Source organism: Stenotrophomonas sp. CFBP 13718, assembly GCF_014842145.1.
GTDB lineage: Bacteria > Pseudomonadota > Gammaproteobacteria > Xanthomonadales > Xanthomonadaceae > Stenotrophomonas.
Map to the genome: position 1 here is coordinate 47211 of NZ_JACYVC010000017.1, position 20053 is coordinate 67263.

A 20053-nucleotide genomic window follows, 5' to 3' on the forward strand; every position below is an offset into this window, starting at 1 on the left:
ATGAAGAACACCCTGAAGAAGTGGCTGCTCAATGCCGCGATGCTGTTCGCGCTCGCGGTCGGCCTGGCGTTCTGGGTCTGGCTGCCCTGGTGGGGCGTGCTGGCCGTCACCGTGCTGCTGGCGCTGTGGCTGCTGCTGGGCCGCAGTGGACGGCTTGCGCTGGCGGCCACCCGCATCGGCATCGCCAGCCTGCCGCAGCGCTGGGGCGCCTCGTCGGTGATCGTGGTCGGCATCGCCGGCGTGGTCGGCGTACTGGTGGCGATGCTGGCGATGGGTGCCGGCTTCCAGGCCACGCTCAACAGTACCGGCGATGACACCACCGCCATCGTGCTGCGTGGCGGCTCGCAGGCAGAGACCAACTCGGTGATCACCCGCACGCAGGTACCGCTGCTGTCGACGCTGCCCGGCGTAGCGCGGGACGACAAGGGACGCGCCCTGTTGTCGCCGGAGCTGTCACAGGTGGTCAACCTGGTATCGAAGTCCGACGGCACCGATGTCAACGCGCAGTTCCGCGGGGTGGGCGACATGGCCTGGGCGGTACACGACAAGGTGCGCATCATCGAAGGCCGCAAGTTCGCCAGCGGCAAGCGCGAGATGGTGGTCGGCCAAGGGGCGAAGACCCAGTTCCGCGACATGGACGTGGGCAGCACGCTGAACCTGGGCAACCAGACGTGGACGGTGGTAGGCGTGTTCGCCTCCGGCGATGCGCACGATTCGGAGCTGTGGACCGACGTCGATACGCTGGCCACCACCTACCAGCGGAGTGCCCTGCAGTCGGTGACGGTGCGCACCGACGGCGAGCCCGGTTTCGAACAGTTCAAGGCAGCGGTCGCCGGCGATCCCCGGCTGAAGCTCGACGTGGAAACCACCCGGGTCTACTACAGCAAGCAGGGCGGCGGCCTGACCACCCTGATCAACATCCTGGGCAAGGTGATCGGCACGATCATGGCCATCGGTGCGGTGTTCGGCGCGCTGAACACCATGTATGCCGCCGTCGCCACACGCGCCCGCGAGATCGCCACCATGCGCGCGATCGGTTTCCGCGGCCTGCCCGTGGTGACCGCCGTGATGCTGGAAACGATGCTGCTGGCCCTGCTGGGTGGCCTGCTGGGCTGCGCGGTAGCGTGGCTGCTGTTCAACGGCTACAGCGTATCGACGATCGGCAGCAACTTCAGCGCCGTGGTGTTCAAGTTCCACGTCTCGCCGGAGCTGCTGTGGAGCGGCCTGAAGTGGGCACTCGGCATCGGCCTGGTCGGCGGCCTGTTCCCCGCCCTGCGCGCCGCCCGCCTGCCAATCACCACCGCCCTGCGCGAGGTCTGAGCAAAAAGGGGACGGAGGGGATTAAGTCGTTTCTGGCCCTTAAGGTGCGGAAAACGACTTAACACCCTCCGTCCCCTTTTTTCATCTGCGTTCGCAGGCAATGTGCCCGTTGGTCTTTCTGCAGTTGAAGGCGACCGAACTACCGGGCTTTACTTCGCCAGTAACCGGAATCCCCGCCCAGTCCAGCCACTGCAGAAAGGCCGGCAGCTCGTCCCCGGCCGATGTATAAACGGGAAAGCTGTAGGATTCAGATCCGTCCGGACCAACAATATCCTCTGCACTGTCGGGTACGGCACGGGACGAGATTCCCTCCGACGCCAGATACTCCCATCGACGCGTGCCACGGTCGAAGTAGAAAGTCGCAGTGCCGAGTGGCCTCAGGTAGCCGGGAAGACTGGTGAAGTAAAGACGAGCGAGCAAAGGCTTTGCATCATCACGCTCGAACCAGAAGCGCAGCACGCGCCCCTCTTGCACATCGGCGGAGAGGTAGGCCAGTCCAGGCTGGTCAGACAGGTGCCGCCGTACGATCTCACGCCCGGTTTCGCGATCCGGATTAAGCCCACCCAGGTGATGTCCCCAAAGGACGGTCATGCTCCGCCCATGGGAGCTGCCGGGTGCATGGAGAAAGGTGTCCGAGAACACATGGATGGTCTCGTCACGGTCGGTGTCATAGGCCGCCAACATGGCTTCGAACTGGGTCCTGATCCAGGCCGCTGGGGTGAATGACACTGCACGCAGTTGGTTGCCCTGCGCCGTTACCGTGAATCCGGTGATGTCCACGCGGGCCGCATCATAGACGTAATGCTCACCCAGCCCCTGCTGGAGGGCGACATGCTCCATCTCTGCCGGGGTGCAGTAGTAGCAGGTGTAGGCGATCGGATCATCTGCCCAGGCCGAGGGGGCGAAAAGCAGGAACAACAATGCAACGCATCGCATGGTGACTCTCCGTGCAGCCCGCTGGGCAAGAGCCGTCATTGAAAGTGGATATCCGCTGCAGGACTTCCATAAATGCTGCAAATCACAAAGAAACGGGGACGGAGGGGATTAAGTCGTTTTTGGCACCAGAAGAGCCAAAAACGACTTAATCCCCTCCGTCCCCTTTTTTCAGCGGCGGGTTCGGCGCAGGCCGTCGAAGACGAACAGGGCCAGGCCGGCCCAGATGGCGGCGAAGCCGACGGCGCGGGCGCTGTCGAACGGTTCGTTGAAGAAGAACACGCCCAACACCAGGCCCAGGCTGGGCGCGATGAACTGCAGCACGCCCACGGTCGACAGCGCGATGCGCTTCACGCCGTAAGCGAAACCGATCAGTGGAGCGGCAGTGACCACGCCACCGAAGATCAGCAGCAGGTCGTTGCGCCAGCCCCACCCGCCGAAGAAACCGCCGCCATGACCGCTTTCGCTCCACAGCGCGAAGCCCAGCGCGGGGAGGAACAGGTACAGGCTTTCCACCGCCAATCCGGCCACCGGATCCACCGAGATCAATTTGCGCAGCAGGCCGTACAGGCCGAACGAGCCGGCCAGACCCAAGGCGATCCACGGCGGTGCGCCGGCCTGCCAGGTCAGCCACGCGACTCCCACTGCGGCGCAGGCCACGGCCAGCCACTGCAGGCGGCGCAGGCGCTCCTTCAGGACCACCACGCCCAGCACTACGCTCACCAAGGGGTTGATGAAGTAGCCGAGGCTGGTATCGATCACATGGCCGGCGTTGATCGCCCAGATGTACAGCCCCCAGTTGAAGGCAATGGCGATGCTGCTGATGGCCAGCGTCGCCAGCGCCCGCGGTTGTGCGGCGATGGCCCTGAACCACTGCAGCCGGCTGCTGAGCAGCAGCCACGCCACCACCAGCACCGTGCTCCAGATGATGCGATGGGCGATGATCTGGAACGAGGGCACCTCGCGCAGCAGATGCCAGTACACCGGCACCAGCCCCCACAACACGAAGGTGAAGGCGGTAACCGCAAAGCCGCGTCGCTGCTCCTGCTCACTGACCAGTGCCACGCTCACTTGCGCGCCCTCGCCAGCATCAGCACCACCACGCCGACCAGGATCACCGCCATCGCCACCAAGTCGCGCCAGCCGAAATGCTCGCCGTTGAGCAGCACGCCCAACAGCACCGCGATCACCGGATTGACGTAGGCATAGCTGCCGGCCAGCGCCGGGCGCACGTTGTGCAGCAGCCACACGTAGGCGGTGAAGGCGATGATGGAACCGAACACGCACAGGTAGGCCACGGCCAACAGGCCCTCGCGGGTGGGCAGGCTGGTCGGCCGCTCGCCGACGGCCAGCCCGGTGATGACCAACAGCACGCCACCGCAGATCATCTGCCCGGCCGCGGTCATGAACGGCGTGGGCAGGTTCTGCCCGCGCACCCAGACCGAGCCGAAGGCCCAACCCACCGGTGCCACCAGCAGCAGGACCAGGCCGGTCGGCGAGGCGGCCAGGCTGCTGCCCGCATTGAGCCAGACCACACCGAGGAACCCGATGGCGATGCCCAGCCACTCCCCGCGCGTGGCATGCTGGCCGCGCACGGCGGAGAACAACGCCATCCACAGGGGCACCGATGCCACCGCGGTGGCCGCCAGTCCGGACGATACATCCCGCTCGGCCAGCACCACCATGCCGTTGCCCAGCAGCAGCATGGTGAAGCCCATGATGGCCAGGTTGCGCCACTGGGGCAGCGTCGGCCGGGGCACCTTCCAGAACAGCCGCAGCGCCGCATACATCAGGCTGCCCGCCACGATGAAGCGCGCCCCGGACACCGACGTCAGCGGCAGCACGCCGGCCTGCAGCGCCTTGGCAATGCCCAGGTACGTCGAGCCCCACACCACATAGACCAGCAGCAAGGCCAGGGCGACGGCACCACCGCGCGGGGCGGCGGGAGATTCAGGGACGACGGCCATGGGCCACCACGATGCGGGGGAAGGGGGATTCTAGGCCTTTGCCGGCCCCGCGAGCAGTCAATAACGCGGCATGCTGTTTTCGACGGATGGCCGCAGCCGTCTATATCATGGCGCTCCGGCACTGCCCGCGAATAGTTTGCCGGCGCCACACCGAGGAAGGCCTGACGATGCAGGATGAATTCAACGATCCGCTGTGGCGCCAGGTGCTGTCCGGTGCGCAGATGCTGTTCGTGGCCTTCGGCGCGCTGGTGCTGATGCCGCTGATCACGGGCCTGGACCCCAACGTCGCGCTGTTCACCGCCGGGCTGGGCACCTTGTTGTTCCAACTGGTGACCGGCCGGCAGGTGCCGGTATTCCTGGCCTCCAGTTTCGCCTTCATCACCCCGATCATTCTTGCCAAGCAACAATTCGGGTTGGCCGAAACCATGGGCGGGGTGATGGCGGCCGGCTTCGTGTACACGTTCCTTGGCTTCGCCGTGAAGATCAAAGGCACCGGGTTCATCGATCGCGTGCTGCCCCCCGTCGTGATCGGCCCGGTGATCATCTCGATCGGTCTGGCGATGGCACCGATCGCAGCGAACATGGCGATGGGCAAGGATGCCGACGGCACGGTGCTCATCCCCTACCAGACCGCCATGCTGATCTCGATGCCCGCCTTGCTGACCACGCTGGTGGTGGCGGTGTTCGGGCGCGGCATGTTCCGCCTGCTGCCGATCATGTTCGGCGTACTGGTGGGGTTCGGGCTGTCGTTCGCGTTCGGCGTGGTCGACACCGCGCGTATCGCCGCCGCACCGTGGTTCGCCTTGCCCCACTTCACCGCGCCGGCCTTCAACTGGCAGGCGATCCTGTTCATCGTGCCCGTGGCGCTGGCGCCGGCCATCGAACACATCGGCGGGGTGATCGCGGTGGGCAGCGTGACCGGGCGTGATTACCTGAAGAAGCCGGGCCTGCACCGCACGTTGTTCGGTGATGGCGTGGCGACCACCGCGGCCGGCCTGTTCGGAGGCCCACCCAACACCACCTACGCTGAAGTGACCGGCGCGGTGATGCTGACCAGGAACTACAACCCGAAGATCATGACGTGGGCGGCGATCTTTGCCGTCAGCCTGGCCTTCATCGGCAAATTCGGCGCGCTGCTGCAGAGCATTCCCGTGCCGGTGATGGGCGGCATCCTGTGCCTGCTGTTCGGCTCCATCGCGGCGGTGGGCATGAACACCCTGATCCGTCACCGGATCGATCTGGGCGAAGCCCGCAACCTGGTGATCGTATCGGTGACGCTGGTGTTCGGCATCGGCGGCGTGCTGGTCGGCACCGGCACGGGCCCGGATGACTTCGGCCTGAAGGGCATCGCGCTGTGCGCGGTGGTGGCGATCGCACTGAACCTGCTGCTGCCCGCGAGCAAGTCACCAACGCCCTGACGTGCACGTGCGGCCGACAGGACGTTGGACGCAAGCCGACAGCGCGCACCAACCGGGGGCAGCGCCGTTTCGCCAAGCGAACGCGTGCCGACCCCCGCTACCTCCCGGGTAATCGCCCCGCTTCAGCGCCGCGCGGCGTCGCTGGCCTCGCGTGCCTTGCGGAACTCCGATCCTTCTTCCCACGTCGGCCACGTACGGCTGTTGGCGAGTTCCGCGCCCAGGTCGTAAACCAGCAGCGTGTCAGCGGCATGGCCGGCCGGATCCCACGTGGGGGTCCAGGCATCGCAGGCCTGGTGGTAGCAGTCGGCGAAGTACTTCTCCCGCAACGCGCGGCCCGCTTCGACACCGCCTTCCCGCTTGTCCAGGCCCGGGCCTACGGTGATCGCCGGCACGCCCAGACGGGCGAACGCGAAGTGGTCGGCCCGGTAGAAGAAACCCGCTTCCAGATTCGGATCGGGGCTGTAGGTGCGGCCGCGCGCCTTCGCCACCCGCTCCAGGTCGCCTTCCAGCGACACACGCCCCTTGCCCCATGAGGCAATATCGCGCGTTGCGCCGTCCGGACTGAACATCTCGATGTTCAGCACCGCCGCAGTCTTCTCCAGCGGCGCCAGCGGATGCGTGGCGTAGTAACTCGCGCCCAGCAGGCCCTTTTCTTCGGCGGTCAGCGCAACGAAGTACAGGGTGCGCTGCGGCTGCGGGCCCGCCGCGAACACGCGGCCGAGTTCGAGCACGGTCGCCACGCCGGTGGCGTTGTCGATGGCACCGTGGCGCACCCGGTCACCCTTGGCATCCGGCTGGCCGATGCCGAAGGCATCCCAATGGGCGGAGAAGATCACCGCTTCATCGCCGTGCTCTCCACCGTGCAGCTTGGCCACCACGTTGCGGGTGACCACCGCTTCGCGCTTGAGCTTGAAGGCCGCACTCAGCGTGGCATTGTCCAGCACCACCGGCTTGAAATCCGCCTTCTGCGCCTTGCGCTTCTCCGCATCGAAATCGAGGCCGGCATCGGCGAAGATCGCCTCGGCCAGCGAGCGCTGCATCCAGCCGCGCAACGGCGTGTGCTGCGCCATCGCGTCGTCGTTGCTGCGCTGGATGTCGAACAGCGGCGAGGTACCCGAGCTCTTCACCGTGGCCCAGCCATAGGCCGCCGGTGCGGTCTCGTGCACGATCAGGACGCCGGCCGCACCGCGGCGGGCCGCTTCTTCGAACTTGTAAGTCCAGCGACCGTAGTACGTGACGGCCTTGCCATCGAACGCGCCCGGGGCATCGGTCTCGAAGTCGGCATCGTTGATCAGCATCACCGCGATCTTGCCGCGCAGATCCGTGCCCTTGTAGTCGTCCCAGTTACGCTCCGGCGCATCGATGCCGTAGCCGACGAACACCAGCGGCGCGTCCTTCAGCTGCACGCTGTCGCGCGGCTGCAGGCTCTGCAGGGTCACATCCTCACCGTTCACCAGGCGACGCGTGCCGCCCTTCAACGACAGCGTCGCGACCGCCGGACCCGCCAGCTGCGCGCGCACCAGCGGCACCGGCTGTACCCAGGTGCCATCGACACCGCCAGGCTGCAGGCCGTAGCTGCGGAACTGTTCGATGAGGTATTGCACGGTGCGCTCCTCCCCCTCGGTGGCAGGCGCACGTCCTTCGAATTCGTCCGATGCGAGCACGCGCACATGGCGGGAGAGCGCCTGCGGATCGATGCCGCCGCCAGGAAGATCATTCGCCGCATGGGCAAGGCCACCGACGAACAGGCAGGACGACAACAACAGCACGCGCATCGGATTCACGGATCACCGGGACAGGAAAACAGGGATGCTCCCGAGTGTACGTGACAGCGCGATGACGCGGAATGATCAGCGGCGGCCGCGGTCCAGCCAGCACGCGAGGCCCTGCGCGTTGAGCTCGATATCCATCGCCAGTACCCGCGCCACGGCCTCCTGGTCCAGCGAACACCCGTGTGCCAACGCACGTTCGAGGTACAGCGCGCGCAGCGCCGCCAGCAGGTGCCGGTGGCGGTCGGGACGCCCATCGCACTGGCGACCGATGGCCACCATCGCATCGATCTGCTCCAGCAGATCATCGCCGCGCGCCGCGACCCCCTCCACGCGGCCGTAGTGGGTGAGATACATGGCAATGGGCTGGCACGCCAGCAGGCGCTGGATGGACGACTTCATCGCATCAGGATCGAACTGCACTGGCGATGAGGTCGGGATGATGAAAGCACCCTGTGCGCTGTCCAGTTCGCGGTAGGACAGTCCGAACGTATCGCCGGTGAACCAGCTGCGACTGCGGTCATCCCACACGCAGTAGTGATGCAGGGCATGCCCCGGCGTGTGCACCAGCAGCAGCGTGCGCCCGCCCACGTCGATGCGGTGACCGTCGTCGGCAATCACCACCCGCTCGGCAGGAATCGCGTCGATGCGGCCGTAGCTGCGTGCGATTTCTTCCTCGCCGTACACGGCGGTAGCGCCGGCGATCAGCCGCGCGGGATCGATCATGTGCGGCGCGCCACGCGGATGCAGCACGGCGCGTGCGTTCGGCAACTGCTGCATCAGCAGACCGGCACCGCCGGCGTGGTCCAGGTGGACGTGGGTCAACAGCAGCCAGTCCACCGCATCGGGTGTCAGCCCGGCATCGGCCAGCGCCTGCAGCATCGCCGGTACGGCCAGCGACGTTCCACAATCGACGAAGGCAGCGCGGCCGTTCTCTACGATCAGGTACGCCGCATCGAACGCGGCGCGCTGGAATCCGGTATCGATGGTATGGATGCTGGGATCGGCGGACATCGGCGCGCACCTGGCAGGGTCAAGGACAGACCCCATGGTAGACGTGCAGGCCGCTTGGGTTCGATGCGGCTTTGGTCGGACGGGCAGGCGCCGGCGCCCTACGCCGTTGGCGCGCGCCGCCTGCGCAGCAGCAGTGCGGCACTCATCACCGCCAGGAACGCACCGTAGGCGTACAACACGGCCAGTACCTGCGGCCAGATCGGTCCCGAATCCGGCTGCGCGCTGCCGATGCGGTATCCCCAGTGCATGGCGAGGACGCTGAGCACGAGAGAAAGCACGAGCGTCGACACATCGATCATGCGGCGGCGCGCCGAACGGGGTCCGCGGGGATAGCACCAGAACAGTGTGCCCAGTACCACGAACCAGGGCAGGAACAGCAGCAACGACAGCCAGGCCATGCGGGTGTCCTCGATCGTGGTGGGGCGGTGGGGTCAGGTCGGCGCGTCGACCCTGACCCGTGTGACCTCAGGCCGCCTCGCGCAGCGCCAACAGCGCGGCCAGAACCTGGTCTACTTCGGCTTCCAGCTTGAACAACTCGCTCTGCAGGGCATCACCCTGCTCGGCCTGCTTCAGCACGGCAATCAGCTGGCCCGCATCACGCGGCGAGTCGAAGCCCGTGCTCTGGATCAGCAGCGCGCCTTCACTGTCGCTGAGCTTGAAATAGAAGCGACCATCCTTTTCACGGTACTGCTTGAACACCGGCAGCGCGATGCGCACTGACGCTGCGGCCGGCGCCTGCGGTACGTCGGCCAGGTCACGCAGGCCGACGGCGTGGCGCAGCTCTTTCAGCAGCGGCACCGCGTACTGCTCGCGCAACTGCTGGCCACGACGGCGCAGCAGCGCTTCGATCTTCTCCGGCTCAGCCATCAGGGCATCGTAGCGCTCGCGCAGGGGCGACAGCTCGGCGTCGACGCGCTCGAACAACTGCTGCTTCGCATCACCCCAGCTGATGCCTGCTGCGAAGGCGGCGGCGAAGGCCGCCGTCTGTTCCGGCGTAGCGAATGCCTGGTACATCTGGAACAGCGGCGAGCCCTCGGTGTCCTTCGCTTCGCCAGGCGCGCGCGAGTCGGTGAGGATGGAGAACACCAGCTTCTTCAACTCTTCGCGCGGGGCGAACAGCGGGATGGTGTTGTTGTAGCTCTTGCTCATCTTGCGGCCGTCCAGGCCGGCCAGCGTGGCGACCTGTTCGTCGATCACCACCTCGGGCAGCGGGAAGTATTCCTTGCCGTAGACATGGTTGAAGCGCTGGCCAAAATCGCGCGCCATCTCGATGTGCTGGATCTGGTCGCGGCCGACCGGTACCCGGTTCGCCTTGAAGATGAGGATGTCGGCCGCCATCAGCACCGGATACATGAACAGCCCGGCGCTGATACCGGCGTCCTGGTCCAGTCCGTCGGCCTCGTTCTTGTCCATCGCGGCCTTGTAGGCATGGGCACGGTTGAGAATGCCCTTGCTGGCAACGACGGTGAGGAACCACATCAGCTCGTTGGTTTCCGGGATGTCACTCTGCCGGTAGAACCACACCTGCTCCGGGTCCAACCCGCAGGCCAGCCAGCTGGCGGCGATTTCCAGCGTGGAGCGCTGGGTGCGCTCCGGTTCCTGCGCCTTGATCAAGCTGTGCAGATCGGCCAGGAAGAAAAAGCTTTCGATACCCTGCGCGCGGCTGGCGGCGATGGCCGGGCGGATCGCGCCCACATAGTTGCCAAGGTGCGGGGTGCCGGAGGGGGTAATACCGGTAAGGACTCGGGTGGTCATTGACTGCTCGACGGGAAACCTGCGGTGAACGGCCCCAGTTTACCCTCGAACGGCGCAACCCCGCCGCCCCTGGTGGGGCGTTCTCCCTGTCACCCTGCCACGGAGAACCACGATGAAACGCCTGTTGCTGCCCCTGTTGAGCATTGCCCTGCTGGCCGGCTTCACGCCGGTGGCACCCGAGCGGTCGCGCGTCGAGCGAGGTCCGGTCGAGCTGACCCTGGTGGACCGCGACCGCGATGACGCCCTGCCCCGCTACCGTCATGACGGCCAGTACTGGGTGGCGGGCGAGCGTGGCCACCGTTATGCCGTGCGGCTGTATAACGCCAGCCCGGAACGGGTGCTCGTCGTGCTGTCGGTCGATGGCATCAACGCGGTCAGTGGCGAGTCGGCGACCCCTGACCAGACCGGCTATGTGCTGGCGCCCTGGCAATCGACGGACATCACCGGCTGGCGCAAGTCGAATGACGAAGTGGCCCAGTTCGTCTTCAGCAGTCCCCGCGACAGCTACGCGCAGCGGACCGGGCGCGCCGAGGACCTGGGCGTGGTCGGCATCGCCGTGTTCGGCGAGAAGCGCGCTGTGCGCTGGCTGCCTGGCCCGTCCACGCCGCGCGGGCGGATCGCCAAGCCCGCGTCGCGGGCGGAGGCCGCCGCAGACAGCAGCACGCGCTCCATGGCTGAAATGTCGTCCGCACCGGCCCCGGCGCAACGTCTCGGTACCGCCCACGGCGACCGCGAATTTTCATCGGTGCGCGACACGTCATTCGAGCGGGCCACGGCGCAGCCCGTGCAGATCAATCAACTGCGCTATGACAGCGCGCGCAACCTGCGTGCACGCGGCATCGTACTGGAGGATCGAGCTTCGAACGGCGATCGTATCCCGCAGGCCTTTCCACAGCGCTTCGTGGCCGATCCACCGCGTCGTTGATCCATGAAAACAACAACGGGCCACAAGGGCCCGTTGTTTTCGGATCAGTAACGCCTCAGGCCATTACTTGAAGTCCGGGTAATCCTTGTGCAGCGAATCGCGATACTCGCTGACCTGCTTCTCGGCCTCGTCCTTGGTCACGCCGTAGCGTTCCTGGACCTTGCCGGCGAGGTAGGTCGAGTCGCCTTCGGCAACGTCGAGCTCGTCATTGGTCAGCTCGCCCCACTTGGCCTGCGTCTTGCCCTTCAGCTGCTTCCACTTACCCTTGATGATGTCTTCGTTCATGGTATGGCCTCGTTGCAGAATGGAACGGTGGTGTTACCGCATCTGCAGCTTGCAACACGGCGCGTTGAGGAACGGTCAAGCGCGGATGAAACGGGTGCTCACGTACTTGAACCGCAGACATCGCCCTGCAGCGCAACGCCCAGAACGCAGAAAGGCCCGGGAATCCCGGGCCTTTCCGTTTGATGCGCGAGTGCGATCAGTTCTTGCGGGCGGCGTCTTCCACCTTCTCGCCTGCACCCTGCACATCCTTGCCGGCGCCAGCAACGGTGTTGCAGCCGGCCAGCATGGCGACCGAGAACATGGACAACAGCATCAGGGCAATAGCACGCTTCATGGGTTTCTCCTGGTTGATTGAATTACATCACCGCTCATGCGGTAAAGAGGGGTAAGAAGCCGTCGCTCAGCACTTGCCGTTTTTGCAGTCCTGCGCGGTGTCATGGACAGCATCGCCAGCGCTCTGCATGTCCTTGCCGGCACCGGCAACGGTATTGCAGGCGGTCAGCGAACCTGCGGTGCACAGCGCAAACAACAGTACGGAAATGATTCGCTTCATCGTCTTCTCCTGGTTCAAGTCGCGGCGTCCGGAACGACCGGGCGTGCCGCGTGAGGAGCAATCTGGCGTTATCGGCGTGGAGCGAGTGTGAACGCGGGGGTCGCCTGTTCATCGGCGACCCCCGCGGCAGGCTGGCGCCCCCCTCAGTCCCGCATCAGGGTGGACTTGCCGAACAGGCTTTCCACCAGATCCACGGCCAGTTCGGCCGTGCTGTTGCGGTTGTCCAGCAGCGGGTTCAACTCCACGATGTCCAGCGAACCCATGCGCCCGCTGTCGGCGATCATCTCCATCACCAACTGTGCCTCGCGGTAATTCACCCCGCCCGGCACGGTGGTGCCGACGCCGGGCGCGATGCTGGGGTCGAGGAAGTCGACGTCGAAGCTGACGTGCAGGTGGGTGTTTTCATCGATGCCTGCCAGTGCGGCCTCCATCGTGCGCTTCATGCCCGCTTCGTCAATGTAGCGCATGTCATAGACATCCACCCGATGTTGCTTGATCAGACGCTTTTCCTCCGGGTCCACCGAGCGGATGCCGATCTGCCGGACCTGCGAAGGCAGCAGCGCCGGCGCATCACCGCCGAGCCGGGTCAGTGCGTCCGGGCCCAGGCCGCACAGGCAGGCAACCGGCATGCCGTGCACGTTGCCCGATGGGGTGACGTCGCTGGTGTTGAAATCCGAATGTGCGTCCAGCCACAGCAGGCGCAGGTCCTTGCCCTGTTCGCGGCACCAGCGCGCCACGGCCGTGACCGAGCCCACGCCCAGGCAATGGTCGCCGCCCAGCATGATCGGCATCCGCCCATCGCGCAGCTCGGCCAGCGTGGCCTCCATCAGCAGCCGGTTCCATTCCACGACTTCGTCCAGATGGCGATAGCCAGCCACCGGGGGCGTCCAGGGATTGCGCGGACCGTCCAGGTTGCCCAGGTCGCGTACTTCGACACCACGTGCCGCAAGCGCCTCGGGCAGCCCGGCGATGCGCAAGGCTTCTGGCCCCAGGCGGGCACCACGATGGCCAGCGCCGATGTCGGTGGGGACGCCGATCAGCGAGACGGGAAGATGGGTCATTGCAACCTCGGTACGGAACAAAGAAGCCAGTCTATCCAGCACGACCGGCGTCCTCTCGCGGCAGTGCAGCAGCCATCACGGCTGCAGGAGCGGAAGGCCACTGCCTTTCACGTGAAAAGCCCGCCCTGTCAAAGACTTGACACGCGGCGCGGTTAATCCTGCGTTGCAAAAGTGGTCCGATATACTGTGCTACGGTTCACACTTTCAGCCTCTCAACGGTTGGAAAATGCGTCGCCACTCGGCGGTCCGCGAACGGTTCCAGGGGGAAACCAGTGCAACGCAGTGCCATCAACCAGATCGTCCGCGGTGCGACCGGCGAAACCCAGCCCGTGCGCCAGCTTTACGATACGACCCGCATCACCGACATCTTCCGCCAGGCACGTGAGCGCGAGGCCGGACTGACCCTGCTGATGCTGTCCACGGCCGATGGGCGTGCGGTGGCCGAAGATTCAGCGCTGGGCGTAGACGGTCGCCGCTTGGCGGCGATGACCAATTCGTTCCTTACGCTGGGCGAAACCGTGTCGCGCGAGCTCTCGCTGAGCGAGGCTGAGTACGCCACGGTGTGCACCCGGCAGGGCAACGTGGTGCTGATCCGGGTAAACGCCGACAAGCCGATGACACTCACCGCCGTTGCCTCCGCGGAGGTCAACCTCGCCGTGCTGCTGTTCCATGCGCGCGAATGCGCTGCCCGCCTCGAGACCGCCCTGCGCACGCGCGCAGGCTGACCCCGCTTCCCCTCTTTGCTTTTCCGAAGGCAGGCCGCGCGGTCTGCCCTGCCACTCTGCACGACCCAAAAAAGGATGACTGTGTCAAAGCTCAATCTGGAAAACCTCAATTCGATCACCGGCTTCGTCGGTGCCGCCCTTGTCGACAGTGACAGCGGCATGGCGCTGGGAATGATCGGTGGCGGCGACGTCAACCTCGAACTGGCTGCTGCGGGCAACACCGAAGTCGTGCGCGCCAAGCGTCGCGTGGCACAGTCGCTCGGCCTGTCCGACACCCTCGAAGACATCCTGATCAGCCTGAGCAGCCAGTACCACCTGATCCGACCGTTGGAGAGCAATCCGATGCTGTTCCTGTACGTCGTGCTGGATCGCAGCCGCTCGAACCTGGCGATGGCGCGCCATGAGCTGAAGTCGTTCGAAAAGACCCTGGATTTCAGTTGAGCCCGCACGCCTGCCCTGTCCGGTGCCGCGTGCCGGCACGGACGCGGTGGGCGGCATCTCGGCCTCTTTCTGCATGAACGCACCCATCCGCCATTTCAAGGTCGCCGTGGCCGGCCTCGACCTGTTGCATGCCACGCGCTTGAAGCTGGCATGTTCGCTGCTGCTTGCCGAACGCATGGACGTCACCCTGCATCCGTGGAACGGCCAGGACGCCGACCTGCTGGTGGTGGGCGGTGATGCGTCTGCTGCCGAGGCCACCCGCGAGGCCGAGGCGCTGGGCGTCGCGCGGCTGACCATCGCGCGCAGCGTACAAGCCGCCACGGCGGCTGCGCTGCCACACGGTGCCAGCGTGCGCGATATCAACCAGCAGCTCGCCGTGTTGCTCGCCGCCACCGGAGCGGCCGAGGACGATGCTGCGTCACTGGCCGCGTTGCCCGTGTCACTGCTGCAGGCCCTGCAGTCGCCTGCCGAAGGCGGCATGTTGCTGCTGCAGCGGGGTGCGGTGCGCTTTGCGGTGGACGCAGCGACGCGCAGCGTTGCGCTGCCGCCGGGCCTTTCGTTGGCCGAACTGGTGCCGCTGCTGGATGACCAGGCGTGGTCGTCGACCCCGCTGGATACAGCCACCTTCCAACACCAATACGGCTACCTGCTGCCGCGACGACGTTCGTTCGAAGCGCTGTATTTCAGCATCGCCCGGCATCGACCGAGCCTGCTCGACACGCCCGCCGCAGGCACCCCGGTGCGATTGCAGCACTGGCCCGATCTGGAACACAGCGACGTACCGGCAGAGTGGTTGCTGCCGATCGCCCAGCTGCACGCTCGCCGCTGGACTTCGTCATCGCTGGCCGCCGCGTGCCGATTGCCGCACGATACCGTGCAATCCATTTTCTCCGCCGCGATCGCCAGCGGCCTTGTCCCGCACCAGGAGAACACCGTGCCCTCACCACCGCGCTCCGCCGGTCTTCGCGATTCACGGTTCCTGGGCTGGGTGGCGCGCCGCTTCGGCCTGGATCTGCAGGGTGGCCGCGCATGAACCTGCCGGCCAATAAACTGGTGTTCGTCGGCGGCATGGGAGCCGGCAAGACCACCGCCGTGCGCGCGATCTCCGATATCGAACCGGTGAGCACCGAAATGCCGCTCAGCGAGGACGCCACGGCAGACAAGGTGGAGACCACCGTCGCGCTGGATTACAGCTCCATCGAACTGGATGACGGCGAGCTGCTGCACCTGTACGGCGTACCCGGCCAGCGCTACCTGGACTTCATGTGGCCGATGGTCTGCGAAGGCGCACTGGGTGTGATCGTGCTCGTCAGCGCAGCATCGCCGGACCCGGTGGGCTCGACGCTGGAGCTGCTGCAGGAGTTCTCCCGCATCGCACCCGACGCCAGCCTGGCCGTGGGCATCACCCGCACCGATGAGCATCCGCAGCTGATGGTGACCGCGGTCCGTGACGCCCTGTTCGCGGCTGGCTTCCGCCTGCCGGTCCTGCGCGTGGATGCACGCTCGGCCACCCAGGTGACTTTCCTGGTGCGGTCGCTGCTGTCGCATCGGTACGCGGAATCGAGCTGACACGCGCGGGTGGGGGTCGGTTCCCGCTTGCCCCGCAGGAGGGAGCTGAACCCCATACGGGCGCCGCAGCGGTCGAGCAAGGCTAGGAGGATGGTGCCGCTTATCCGAATCGAACGGATGACCTACTGTTTACAAGACAGTTGCTCTACCAACTGAGCTAAAGCGGCGGGGTACTGACGCGTCCGCAGCGTGGCCGCGAAGCAGGGTGGATTCTACCGCAGACCTGCGCAGTCCAGCGAGCGTTGCTGTGCGGCCCCGCTGCGCTGGCGCACGCCGGCGGGGGTCTGGCCCTCGGCCAACGCGCCCTGCAGCCACCACGTGGCACTGCCCTCGCCGCCACTCAGGCGGGCCTGGAAGCCGGCGGCCTGCACCGCCGCCAAGCGGCGCTCGGCGCCTTCGCGGTTGCGGTACTGGCCCAGTGCGATGGCGTTCGCGTCAGGGCCTTGGGCGATGATGTAGTAGTCGCTCAGACCGGCCGCGATGATGCGCTGGACCGTCGCCTGTGCGGCCTCTCGGCTGGCGGCGGGCGGCAGCATCACGCGGAAGCGGGTCGTGCTGCCGGGCACGGCCTGCTCCTGCAGGCGCGCCTGGGTGAGGGCGTTGCCCGTCTTGCCCTGCGCGGTCTGGGCATCGGCCCGATCAGAGAAAGGTCCCAGCGCGATGCAGCGCTGCGGAGTGGTCGGCGAGGCGGCGGCGGGCGTCACGGCGGCGGCCGGCGTTGCAGCCAGCGTCCCGGCTGCCGGTTCCACGTTGGGCGGCGTTTCCGGCGCCGACGGCGTCGCGGGCGGTGGTAATGGGGTCTGCGTGGGCGACGATGCCGATGGGCTCTCAACCGTCGTGTCCTGCAACGGCGGCGCAGCGACACTGCCCTGTTGAGGCTGTCGGGTTTCCGTGTCGTCCAGCAGTTGCAACTGCGCCACGCCAGCGGGTGGCTCGACGTCCGCGACCACCGGCTCGCCACGCAGCATCCACCACAGCGCGACGCTCACGTTGAGCAGGACCAGGAAGACAATCAGGGCACGAGTCAGCATCCGCTGATCCTAGCCTGTCGCCGCAGGCAGGTGCACGGCCCAGCGTGCCAGCCCATCGAGCACCAGCAGCGGCTGGTGGCCCGCATCGTCTGCCAGGTGCGGCAGCAGCGCCGGTGCACCGCCGCCATGCAGCAACAGGTCCACCGGCGCCTGCAGGCGTTGGCGGGCCTGTTCCCGGCTGCGCTCTATCAGCGCGATCGCCGCCCCGTCGCAACCTGATGCCAGCGCATCGTCGGTGTCGTCGGCGAACTCCATGTACTGGCCACCCTGCGGTGGCAGCTGCACCGCACGCGCATGCAGCGCCTCGCGCATGGTGGTCGGCGAGGCCGCGATACGGCCGCCATGGTGCTGTCCATGCGCATCCAGCAGGTCGATGGTCAGCGCGGTACCAACGCCGGCCACCAGCACATGCCGATGCGTGCGCGCCGCCGCCAGCAGCGCCAGGAAGCGATCGACGCCGAAGCGCGCAGGGTCGGCATAGGCGATGCGTACATCGGCGAACGCGGCCTCCGTGCGTGCCACATGCACGTGGGTGAAGCGCATGCGCAGGATTTCCAGCATGGTCGCGGTCAGGCCGGTTGCTGCCACGCTGGCCACGTACGCCACGCGGCCCTGCGGCAAGGTTCGCAGCGCGTCGCCGCGCAGGTCTTCGGCACCGTGCGTCCACGCCTGTACCTCACCGGCACGGTCGCCCAGCAGCGGGGCGTACTTGAAACGGGAATTACCGAGGTCGAACAACCAGTCGCTCATCGCGCCCTCACGCTGACTTCGCCGGCGTGCACGTGGTGCTCGCGGCCATCGATCAGCACCCGCAGCGCGCCGTCTTCGGCCAGCCCCAGCGCGCGCCCGTGCTGCCAGTGACCACCCTGTTCCACCTGCACCTCACGGCCGGCCAAGCTGTCCAGCGCGGTGTAGCGTGCCAGGAACGGGGCCAGCCCCTCCGCTTCGAACTGCTCCAACGCGGGCAGCAGATGGGACAGCACGGCAGCGGCCACGGTGTTGCGCTGAACCGGCGCACCGTTGAGACGATCCAGGTCGGTCCATGGCTGGTCGATGTGCTCAGCCGCCGCGGCAGGCATGTGCACGTTGATGCCGATGCCGATCACCGCCCGCGCCGGGCCGGCGAACTCGCCGCCCCCTTCCACCAGCAGGCCACCCAGTTTGTGGCCGTCCACCACCAGATCATTGGGCCACTTCAGCTGCACCTGGGCATGGCCCAGCCCGTGCAACGCCTCGGCGATCGCTACGCCGGCCACCAGGCTGAGGCCGCCCAACTGGGCCAGCCCGCCGGCGAAACCACGCAGCACCGAGAGGTAGATGTGGGCGGCCAGCGGCGAGGCCCACTCGCGCCCGCGACGGCCACGCCCACCGGTCTGGCGCTCAGCCAGCAGCACGCGATTGCCGCGCGGCGGCGCGCTGCAGCGCAGCAATTCACTGTTGGTGGAGCCGGTGCTCCACAGCACCTGCAGGTCATCAACGAGGGCATCCACCGGCGCCGACAGTGCGGCACGGATCTTCGCGGGGTCCAGCAGGTCGACGCGTTGGGACAGCGTGTATCCGCCCCCGGCACGGCCTTCGATCGTCACGCCTGCAGATCTAAGTCCTTGAATCCGCTTCCAGATTGCAGCGCGGGTCTGGCCCAGCTCACGCGCGAGCGCATCGCCGGACAGCGGTCCGGCGGCCAGTTTGGCCAGCAGTTGGCGGTCGTCCACGGCAGGTTCCGTCAAGTAAACGGGGAAAGTATGCGGCAAAGGAATCGAGCCTGCCCGCGGGGGGTTCCAATTGAGGGCGCGAATCGGGCTAGAATCGAGAGCTCACCCGCCCTTGACCACGGATGTCGACGATGCGCTGCTTTGCCCATTGCCTGGTCCTGTTGATGGCCCCCGTACTTGCCAACGCCGCCACGGCGATGGCCAGCGAAGGGCGAGGTGACTGTGTCTATTCCACGCCGGATGCCGAGCGACCGCCGAACGCGCGCAGTGCCGCAGCGGCCGTGCCGACCGCGCCCAAGCCGGTGCCCGCGCAGGCCACATCCAGCGGTGGCGGCGGTGACGACGACGTGTTGCAGCGCCTGCGTGCGCCGAAGTGGCACAGCTTCCTGCCGGGTATGTTCCGCTGATCGAGGCGTTGTTGCGCTGGCTGCGGCCGGCCCCCCGTCCTGTCCCTGACGCGCTATGGCAGCAGGCCTGCCAGGATGTGCCGTGGCTGCGCGGCCTCAGCGCCGATCAACAGCAGCGGCTGCGCGCGCTGGCCACCCGCTTCCTGCACGAGAAGACCATCAGCCCGGTGGGGGGACTGACCCTGCGCGATGAAGACGTGCTGCTGCTGGCCGCGGTGTGCTGCCTGCCGCTGCTGCAACTGGGCGAGGCCGGGCTGCGCGGATGGTCGCAGCTGATCCTGTATCCGGACGCCTTCCGCGTGCAACGCAGCCACGTCGATGCTGCAGGCGTGCTGCACGAGTGGGATGACGAGTTGATCGGTGAGAGCTGGGACAGTGGACCGTTGATCCTGTCGTGGGCGGATATCCAGGCCGACCTGCAGGCGCCGTTCGATGGCTACTGCGTGGCGGTACACGAGATGGCACACAAGATAGATGCACTGGACGGTGCGATCGATGGCACGCCCCCGCTGCCCCGCGAGTGGCAGCGTCAGTGGGCACGCGATTTCCAGCAGGCCTACGATGCGTTCTGCGCGCAGGTGGATGCCGGCGAAGCGACCTTGATCGACCCGTATGCAGCGGAGGCGCCGGAAGAGTTTTTCGCGGTGGCCACGGAGTACCATTTTTCCGCGCCGGATGTGCTGGCCGAGGCGCTGCCGGTCGTGGCCGCGCACCTGCGGCGATTCTATGGTGAGCCGCCGAAAGTGCCTGCGCTGGATGATGCCGCACGGTGAAATGGCGAGCCGGTAGCGCCGAGCCGTGCTCGGCGAGCGCCCCGCGCGGTGCGTGATGCCCGCGCGGTGATGGATTCCGCCGAGCGTGGCTCGGCGCTACCGAAGACGACGCGAGGTGATCGATCTGCGCGCACGGTGAAATGGCGAGCTGGTAGCGCCGAGCCATGCTCGGCGGGCGCCCCGCGCGGTGCGTGATGACTGCGCGCTGATGGATTCCGCCGAGCGTGGCTCGGCGCTACCGAAGACCACGCTAGGTGATCGATCCGCGCGCACGGTGAAATGGCGAGCCGGTAGCGCCGAGCCGTGCTCGGCGAGCGCCCCGCGCGGTGCGTGATGCCCGCGCGGTGATGGATTCCGCCGAGCGTGGCTCGGCGCTACCGAAGACGACGCGAGGT

The 20053-nt window shown here is 66.7% G+C and carries 23 protein-coding genes and 1 tRNA gene; 9 read left to right on the forward strand and 15 right to left on the reverse strand.

All coding sequences use genetic code 11. The features are described from left to right. Complete coding sequence (locus IFT58_RS18365) at positions 1-1320, forward strand: ABC transporter permease (protein ID WP_192096511.1); 1320 nt, start codon at positions 1-3, stop codon at positions 1318-1320. 81 nt (positions 1321-1401) lie between these two features. Here IFT58_RS18365 and IFT58_RS18370 read toward each other — a convergent pair whose 3' ends face one another. The 3 genes from IFT58_RS18370 to yedA all read right to left on the reverse strand — a co-directional run bounded on the left by IFT58_RS18370 (position 1402) and on the right by yedA (position 4220). Beyond that, positions 1402-2256 (reverse strand): hypothetical protein, encoded by an 855-nt coding sequence (locus IFT58_RS18370; RefSeq protein ID WP_192096512.1) that lies wholly within the window; start codon positions 2254-2256, stop codon positions 1402-1404. Between the two features lie 168 nt (positions 2257-2424). Then, a complete protein-coding gene (gene rarD, locus IFT58_RS18375) occupies positions 2425-3324 on the reverse strand; it encodes an EamA family transporter RarD (protein WP_192082106.1) in 900 nt (299 codons plus the stop codon). Next, the gene (gene yedA, locus IFT58_RS18380; protein ID WP_188325786.1) at positions 3321-4220 is read right to left on the reverse strand and encodes a drug/metabolite exporter YedA; all 900 of its coding nucleotides are present in this window, start codon (positions 4218-4220) and stop codon (positions 3321-3323) included. The genes rarD and yedA overlap by 4 nt, the downstream gene beginning before the upstream one ends. 167 nt (positions 4221-4387) lie before the next feature. Between yedA and IFT58_RS18385 the strand changes: the two genes are divergently transcribed. After that, a complete protein-coding gene (locus IFT58_RS18385; RefSeq protein WP_192082107.1) occupies positions 4388-5638 on the forward strand; it encodes a uracil-xanthine permease family protein in 1251 nt (416 codons plus the stop codon). Between the two features lie 122 nt (positions 5639-5760). Here the strand turns inward: IFT58_RS18385 and IFT58_RS18390 are convergent, their stop codons facing one another. The 4 genes from IFT58_RS18390 to IFT58_RS18405 form a co-directional block, all read right to left on the reverse strand. Then, entirely contained in the window at positions 5761-7413 is a 1653-nt protein-coding gene (locus IFT58_RS18390; protein WP_192096532.1) for a M28 family metallopeptidase, read from the reverse strand. A 75-nt stretch (positions 7414-7488) separates the two neighbouring features. After that, positions 7489-8421 (reverse strand): MBL fold metallo-hydrolase, encoded by a 933-nt coding sequence (locus IFT58_RS18395; RefSeq protein WP_192096514.1) that lies wholly within the window; start codon positions 8419-8421, stop codon positions 7489-7491. 98 nt (positions 8422-8519) lie between these two features. Then, complete coding sequence (locus IFT58_RS18400) at positions 8520-8819, reverse strand: hypothetical protein (RefSeq protein WP_192096516.1); 300 nt, start codon at positions 8817-8819, stop codon at positions 8520-8522. Positions 8820-8886: 67 nt separating this feature from the next. Then, positions 8887-10176, reverse strand: coding sequence for a tryptophan--tRNA ligase (locus tag IFT58_RS18405; RefSeq protein WP_192082110.1), 1290 nt, complete (start codon positions 10174-10176; stop codon positions 8887-8889). A 112-nt stretch (positions 10177-10288) separates the two neighbouring features. On the opposite strand from IFT58_RS18405, the gene IFT58_RS18410 reads away from it, so the two are divergent. Next, entirely contained in the window at positions 10289-11101 is an 813-nt protein-coding gene (locus tag IFT58_RS18410) for a hypothetical protein (protein ID WP_192096518.1), read from the forward strand. 63 nt (positions 11102-11164) lie between these two features. On the opposite strand, the gene IFT58_RS18415 is transcribed toward IFT58_RS18410, so the two are convergent. The 4 genes from IFT58_RS18415 to rocF all read right to left on the reverse strand — a co-directional run bounded on the left by IFT58_RS18415 (position 11165) and on the right by rocF (position 13000). Next, a complete protein-coding gene (locus IFT58_RS18415; protein ID WP_188325781.1) occupies positions 11165-11386 on the reverse strand; it encodes a CsbD family protein in 222 nt (73 codons plus the stop codon). A 196-nt stretch (positions 11387-11582) separates the two neighbouring features. After that, positions 11583-11720 carry an entericidin A/B family lipoprotein gene (locus tag IFT58_RS18420; RefSeq protein WP_188325780.1) on the reverse strand — a complete coding sequence of 46 codons (138 nt, stop codon included), beginning with the start codon at positions 11718-11720 and terminating at the stop codon, positions 11583-11585. Between the two features lie 66 nt (positions 11721-11786). Further along, positions 11787-11939 (reverse strand): entericidin A/B family lipoprotein, encoded by a 153-nt coding sequence (locus tag IFT58_RS18425; protein WP_188325779.1) that lies wholly within the window; start codon positions 11937-11939, stop codon positions 11787-11789. 143 nt (positions 11940-12082) lie between these two features. Continuing rightward, entirely contained in the window at positions 12083-13000 is a 918-nt protein-coding gene (gene rocF / locus IFT58_RS18430; RefSeq protein ID WP_188325778.1) for an arginase, read from the reverse strand. 272 nt (positions 13001-13272) lie between these two features. Between rocF and IFT58_RS18435 the strand changes: the two genes are divergently transcribed. From IFT58_RS18435 to IFT58_RS18450, 4 genes are all read left to right on the forward strand, one after another. Further along, positions 13273-13725, forward strand: a complete 453-nt coding sequence (locus tag IFT58_RS18435) for a roadblock/LC7 domain-containing protein (protein ID WP_192096520.1) — start codon at positions 13273-13275, stop codon at positions 13723-13725. Positions 13726-13806: 81 nt separating this feature from the next. Further along, positions 13807-14166, forward strand: coding sequence for a roadblock/LC7 domain-containing protein (locus IFT58_RS18440; protein WP_192082149.1), 360 nt, complete (start codon positions 13807-13809; stop codon positions 14164-14166). A gap of 73 nt (positions 14167-14239) precedes the next feature. After that, positions 14240-15199 carry a hypothetical protein gene (locus tag IFT58_RS18445; RefSeq protein ID WP_192096522.1) on the forward strand — a complete coding sequence of 320 codons (960 nt, stop codon included), beginning with the start codon at positions 14240-14242 and terminating at the stop codon, positions 15197-15199. Continuing rightward, positions 15196-15735 (forward strand): GTPase, encoded by a 540-nt coding sequence (locus IFT58_RS18450; RefSeq protein WP_188325775.1) that lies wholly within the window; start codon positions 15196-15198, stop codon positions 15733-15735. Before IFT58_RS18445 ends, IFT58_RS18450 begins: the two co-directional genes overlap by 4 nt. Positions 15736-15826: 91 nt before the next feature. Here IFT58_RS18450 and IFT58_RS18455 read toward each other — a convergent pair. The 4 genes from IFT58_RS18455 to birA all read right to left on the reverse strand — a co-directional run bounded on the left by IFT58_RS18455 (position 15827) and on the right by birA (position 18478). Next, a tRNA-Thr gene (locus IFT58_RS18455) sits at positions 15827-15902 on the reverse strand. A gap of 45 nt (positions 15903-15947) precedes the next feature. Further along, positions 15948-16766, reverse strand: coding sequence for an SPOR domain-containing protein (locus tag IFT58_RS18460; protein WP_192096524.1), 819 nt, complete (start codon positions 16764-16766; stop codon positions 15948-15950). Positions 16767-16775: 9 nt separating this feature from the next. After that, entirely contained in the window at positions 16776-17516 is a 741-nt protein-coding gene (locus tag IFT58_RS18465; protein ID WP_192096526.1) for a type III pantothenate kinase, read from the reverse strand. Then, positions 17513-18478, reverse strand: coding sequence for a bifunctional biotin--[acetyl-CoA-carboxylase] ligase/biotin operon repressor BirA (gene birA / locus IFT58_RS18470; protein ID WP_192096527.1), 966 nt, complete (start codon positions 18476-18478; stop codon positions 17513-17515). Before birA ends, IFT58_RS18465 begins: the two co-directional genes overlap by 4 nt. A 131-nt stretch (positions 18479-18609) precedes the next feature. On the opposite strand from birA, the gene IFT58_RS18475 reads away from it, so the two are divergent. Together IFT58_RS18475 and IFT58_RS18480 are read left to right on the forward strand one after the other, a co-directional pair. Continuing rightward, positions 18610-18885, forward strand: a complete 276-nt coding sequence (locus IFT58_RS18475) for a hypothetical protein (protein WP_188325771.1) — start codon at positions 18610-18612, stop codon at positions 18883-18885. Beyond that, positions 18852-19658, forward strand: a complete 807-nt coding sequence (locus IFT58_RS18480) for a zinc-dependent peptidase (RefSeq protein WP_192096529.1) — start codon at positions 18852-18854, stop codon at positions 19656-19658. Before IFT58_RS18475 ends, IFT58_RS18480 begins: the two co-directional genes overlap by 34 nt. Positions 19659-20053 lie beyond the last annotated feature (395 nt).

Coding starts and splice junctions, on each gene's coding strand:
- IFT58_RS18400 (WP_192096516.1), bottom strand. CDS start 8,819: ATGGCCTGGCTGTCGTTGCTGCTGTTCCTGCCCTGGTTCGTGGTACTG.
- IFT58_RS18410 (WP_192096518.1), top strand. CDS start 10,289: ATGAAACGCCTGTTGCTGCCCCTGTTGAGCATTGCCCTGCTGGCCGGC.
- IFT58_RS18405 (WP_192082110.1), bottom strand. CDS start 10,176: ATGACCACCCGAGTCCTTACCGGTATTACCCCCTCCGGCACCCCGCAC.
- IFT58_RS18445 (WP_192096522.1), top strand. CDS start 14,240: ATGAACGCACCCATCCGCCATTTCAAGGTCGCCGTGGCCGGCCTCGAC.
- IFT58_RS18420 (WP_188325780.1), bottom strand. CDS start 11,720: ATGAAGCGTGCTATTGCCCTGATGCTGTTGTCCATGTTCTCGGTCGCC.
- IFT58_RS18465 (WP_192096526.1), bottom strand. CDS start 17,516: ATGAGCGACTGGTTGTTCGACCTCGGTAATTCCCGTTTCAAGTACGCC.
- IFT58_RS18395 (WP_192096514.1), bottom strand. CDS start 8,421: ATGTCCGCCGATCCCAGCATCCATACCATCGATACCGGATTCCAGCGC.
- IFT58_RS18390 (WP_192096532.1), bottom strand. CDS start 7,413: ATGCGCGTGCTGTTGTTGTCGTCCTGCCTGTTCGTCGGTGGCCTTGCC.
- IFT58_RS18415 (WP_188325781.1), bottom strand. CDS start 11,386: ATGAACGAAGACATCATCAAGGGTAAGTGGAAGCAGCTGAAGGGCAAG.
- IFT58_RS18365 (WP_192096511.1), top strand. CDS start 1: ATGAAGAACACCCTGAAGAAGTGGCTGCTCAATGCCGCGATGCTGTTC.
- IFT58_RS18475 (WP_188325771.1), top strand. CDS start 18,610: ATGCGCTGCTTTGCCCATTGCCTGGTCCTGTTGATGGCCCCCGTACTT.
- rocF (WP_188325778.1), bottom strand. CDS start 13,000: ATGACCCATCTTCCCGTCTCGCTGATCGGCGTCCCCACCGACATCGGC.
- IFT58_RS18460 (WP_192096524.1), bottom strand. CDS start 16,766: ATGCTGACTCGTGCCCTGATTGTCTTCCTGGTCCTGCTCAACGTGAGC.
- IFT58_RS18425 (WP_188325779.1), bottom strand. CDS start 11,939: ATGAAGCGAATCATTTCCGTACTGTTGTTTGCGCTGTGCACCGCAGGT.
- IFT58_RS18370 (WP_192096512.1), bottom strand. CDS start 2,256: ATGCGATGCGTTGCATTGTTGTTCCTGCTTTTCGCCCCCTCGGCCTGG.
- IFT58_RS18385 (WP_192082107.1), top strand. CDS start 4,388: ATGCAGGATGAATTCAACGATCCGCTGTGGCGCCAGGTGCTGTCCGGT.
- IFT58_RS18450 (WP_188325775.1), top strand. CDS start 15,196: ATGAACCTGCCGGCCAATAAACTGGTGTTCGTCGGCGGCATGGGAGCC.
- yedA (WP_188325786.1), bottom strand. CDS start 4,220: ATGGCCGTCGTCCCTGAATCTCCCGCCGCCCCGCGCGGTGGTGCCGTC.